Origin of the sequence: Aneurinibacillus sp. REN35, from assembly GCF_041379945.2 — a bacterium.
Lineage (GTDB): Bacteria > Bacillota > Bacilli > Aneurinibacillales > Aneurinibacillaceae > Aneurinibacillus.
The window spans coordinates 1-283 of the sequence record NZ_JBFTXJ020000044.1 but is presented as its reverse complement, the minus strand read 5'-3'; the positions used below and the strand labels follow the sequence as shown (position 1 = coordinate 283).

Below are 283 nucleotides of genomic sequence, written 5' to 3'. Positions count from 1 at the left end.
AATAAAATACGTTGGGATCATCGTAATTTGAGAAGGCAGCATCATCGTGCCGAGCATCGCCAAAAAGATCAAATTCCGTCCTCGAAATTCAAAAAAAGCGAGTCCGTACGCAACAATCGCACAGGAAGCAACCATTCCGATCAGATCCATCATGGTAATAAAGGTGCTGTTCATGGTGTACTGCAGGAAGTTGACTTCGACCCATACCTGCCGGTAGTTGTTCCAGACAACCGGATCGGGCACCAGCTTGGGTGGCAGCGTCAATTCGGACCCCGGCGCCGTC

Annotated in this window: 1 pseudogene; it reads right to left on the bottom strand. The window is 50.2% G+C overall.

Going from position 1 to position 283, the window contains the following annotated elements:
- Positions 1 to 283: pseudogene (locus tag AB3351_RS23605) on the bottom strand (carbohydrate ABC transporter permease); the annotation flags it as partial.